Consider the following 3,610-nt stretch of genomic DNA (forward strand, 5'->3'; position numbering starts at 1 on the left):
TTTTGCTTTGGTATTGGGCTTTTCACGGCCTTTAAGCCTTTATCGGATTTTTTCTGATTGGTTTTTGTGGAGAGTTTGATCCTGGCTCAGGACGAACGCTGGCGGCGTGCTTAACACATGCAAGTCGAACGGAAAGGCCTGCAGCTTGCTGCGGGTACTCGAGTGGCGAACGGGTGAGTAACACGTGGGTGATCTGCCCTCAACTTTGGGATAAGCCTGGGAAACTGGGTCTAATACCGGATATGACCTTTCTTTAGTGTGGAAGGTGGAAAGCTTTTGCGGTTGGGGATGAGCTCGCGGCCTATCAGCTTGTTGGTGGGGTAATGGCCTACCAAGGCGTCGACGGGTAGCCGGCCTGAGAGGGTGTACGGCCACATTGGGACTGAGATACGGCCCAGACTCCTACGGGAGGCAGCAGTGGGGAATATTGCACAATGGGCGGAAGCCTGATGCAGCGACGCCGCGTGGGGGATGAAGGCCTTCGGGTTGTAAACTCCTTTCGACAGGGACGAAGCTTTTTGTGACGGTACCTGTATAAGAAGCACCGGCTAACTACGTGCCAGCAGCCGCGGTAATACGTAGGGTGCGAGCGTTGTCCGGAATTACTGGGCGTAAAGAGCTCGTAGGTGGTTTGTCGCGTCGTCTGTGAAATTCCGGGGCTTAACTCCGGGCGTGCAGGCGATACGGGCTAACTTGAGTGCTGTAGGGGAGACTGGAATTCCTGGTGTAGCGGTGAAATGCGCAGATATCAGGAGGAACACCGATGGCGAAGGCAGGTCTCTGGGCAGTTACTGACGCTGAGGAGCGAAAGCATGGGTAGCGAACAGGATTAGATACCCTGGTAGTCCATGCCGTAAACGGTGGGCGCTAGGTGTGAGTCCCTTCCACGGGGTTCGTGCCGTAGCTAACGCATTAAGCGCCCCGCCTGGGGAGTACGGCCGCAAGGCTAAAACTCAAAGGAATTGACGGGGGCCCGCACAAGCGGCGGAGCATGTGGATTAATTCGATGCAACGCGAAGAACCTTACCTGGGCTTGACATATACAGGATTGCTGCAGAGATGTAGTTTCCCTTGTGGCTTGTATACAGGTGGTGCATGGTTGTCGTCAGCTCGTGTCGTGAGATGTTGGGTTAAGTCCCGCAACGAGCGCAACCCTTGTCTTATGTTGCCAGCACGTTATGGTGGGGACTCATGAGAGACTGCCGGGGTCAACTCGGAGGAAGGTGGGGATGACGTCAAATCATCATGCCCCTTATGTCCAGGGCTTCACACGTGCTACAATGGTCGGTACAATGCGCAGCGACACTGTGAGGTGGAGCGAATCGCTGAAAGCCGGCCTTAGTTCGGATTGGGGTCTGCAACTCGACCCCATGAAGTTGGAGTCGCTAGTAATCGCAGATCAGCAATGCTGCGGTGAATACGTTCCCGGGCCTTGTACACACCGCCCGTCACGTCATGAAAGTTGGTAACACCCGAAGCCAGTGGCTCAAACTCGTTAGGGAGCTGTCGAAGGTGGGATCGGCGATTGGGACGAAGTCGTAACAAGGTAGCCGTACCGGAAGGTGCGGCTGGATCACCTCCTTTCTAAGGAGCTTTATTTAGGCCCACAGTTGTGGGTATGCCAGAGACATTGTTTTGACAGACTTTGTTTTGAGAGACAATTTTTTTGGTGGTTGGTTGAGTGCCCGTAGGTGGTGCTGCCAACGTTTGTATTTTTTTAATCGGGTGGAGACACACCACACGATAGACAGGCTTTTACTGTGTGAAACGATTTAAGGCAAAGATTTTTTGGTGTGTTGGTGCATTGTTGGGTGTCTGGGGCATTATCCCCTGGTTTAACCCAGCCAAGGTGGCAGGTGGTGTCTGGTGATGCTGGTTGTTGGTTGGTTGGGGTGTTGTGTGAGAACTGTATAGTGGACGCGAGCATCACACAGTAAACCGTGTGGCAGTCTTTTTTGATTGTCGTGGTTTGTTGTGTTGTGTAATTTCTTTTGTTCTTTTGTGTTTTGTTGTTCACGCCGGCAATAGTTGGTTTCCTGCCTTTTGTGGTGGGGGTTGGTTGTTGTTGGTTGTGTGTTCGTTACTAAGGGCGCATGGTGGATGCCTTGGCATGCTGAGCCGATGAAGGACGTGTAAGGCTGCGTTAAGCCTCGGGGAGTTGTCAATTGAGCGTTGATCCGAGGATGTCCGAATGGGGAAACCTGGCCACCGTTATGGGTGGTTACCCTTCAGTGAATTCATAGCTGTTGTGGGGGTTACGCGGGGAAGTGAAACATCTCAGTACCCGTAGGAAGAGAAAATAATAATGATTCTGCTAGTAGTGGCGAACGAACGTGGATGAGGCTAAACCGTGTGCATGTGATACCTGGTAGGGGTTGTGTGTGCGGTGTTGTGGGCCCTAACAGGCAGTAGCTACCGATACTGTGCTTGGTTGTTGTTGATAGGTGAAGTGGTGTGGAAACGCCTACCGTAGAGGGTGATAGTCCCGTAGTTGAAGTCTTCAATTTCTAAGTTGTTGGGTTGCCCGAGTAGCAGCGGGCTCGTGGAATCTGCTGTGAATCTGCCGGGACCATCCGGTAAGCCTAAATACTCAGTGTGACCGATAGCGAAATAGTACCGTGAGGGAATGGTGAAAAGTACCCCGGGAGGGGAGTGAAATAGTTCCTGAAACCATGTGCTTACAATCCGTCAGAGCACGTGAATGTGTGTGATGGCGTGCCTTTTGAAGAATGAGCCTGCGAGTCAGCGGCATGTCGCGAGGTTAACCCGTGTGGGGTAGCCGTAGGGAAACCGAATCCTAATGGGGTGATTTTTGAGTGGCATGTCCTGGACCCGAAGCGGGGTGATCTACCCATGGCCAGTGTGAAGCAGCTGTAAGAGGTTGTGGAGGCGCGAACCCACGTAGGTTGAAAACTGCGGGGATGAGCTGTGGGTAGGGGTGAAAGGCCAATCAAACTCCGTGATAGCTGGTTCTCCCCGAAATGCATTTAGGTGCAGCGTCGCATTAGCTTGGTGGAGGTAGAGCTACTGGTTGGTTGAGCGGGACTACAATCTTAGCAATGTCAGCCAAACTCCGAATGCCATCAATGTGTTGTGCGGCAGTGAGACTGTGGGGGATAAGCTTCATAGTCGAGAGGGAAACAGCCCAGATCGCCGGTTAAGGCCCCTAAGGGTGTGCTAAGTGGAAAAGGATGTGGGATCGCGAAGACAGCCAGGAGGTTGGCTTAGAAGCAGCCATCCTTGAAAGAGTGCGTAATAGCTCACTGGTCGAGTGGTTTCGCGCCGACAATGTAGTGGGGCTCAAGCACACCGCCGAAGCCGCGGCAATAACTTGTTATTGGGTAGGGGAGCGTCGTGCATGTTGTGAAGCGTTACCGTAAGGCGGCGTGGAGTATGTGCGAGTGAGAATGCAGGCATGAGTAACGAATTGGTAGGTGAGAATCCTACCCGCCGGATGACTAAGGGTTCCTGGGTCAAGTTCGTCTTCCCAGGGTGAGTCGGGACCTAAGGCGAGGCCGACAGGCGTAGTCGATGGATAACCAGTTGATATTCTGGTACCCGTGTACATGCGCCCCTGATAAAGCACTGATACTAACCACCGCGGATACGA

2 rRNA genes (1 of these 2 cut by a window edge) are annotated in these 3,610 nt (G+C 53.0%); both read left to right on the top strand.

Features of this window, described 5'->3' with window-relative positions:
- Window positions 1-63: 63 nt before the first annotated feature.
- Window positions 64-1,584, top strand: a 16S ribosomal RNA gene (locus ABJ196_RS12515).
- A gap of 489 nt (window positions 1,585-2,073) precedes the next feature.
- Window positions 2,074-3,610: ribosomal RNA gene (locus tag ABJ196_RS12520) — 23S ribosomal RNA — on the top strand (it continues 1,617 nt past the right edge of the window).
- The 16S and 23S rRNA genes sit together here, the layout of an rRNA operon.

This window comes from Corynebacterium sp. SA-MJD20WY100 (assembly GCF_039822565.1).
In the GTDB taxonomy this organism is placed as follows: domain Bacteria; phylum Actinomycetota; class Actinomycetes; order Mycobacteriales; family Mycobacteriaceae; genus Corynebacterium; species Corynebacterium phoceense_A.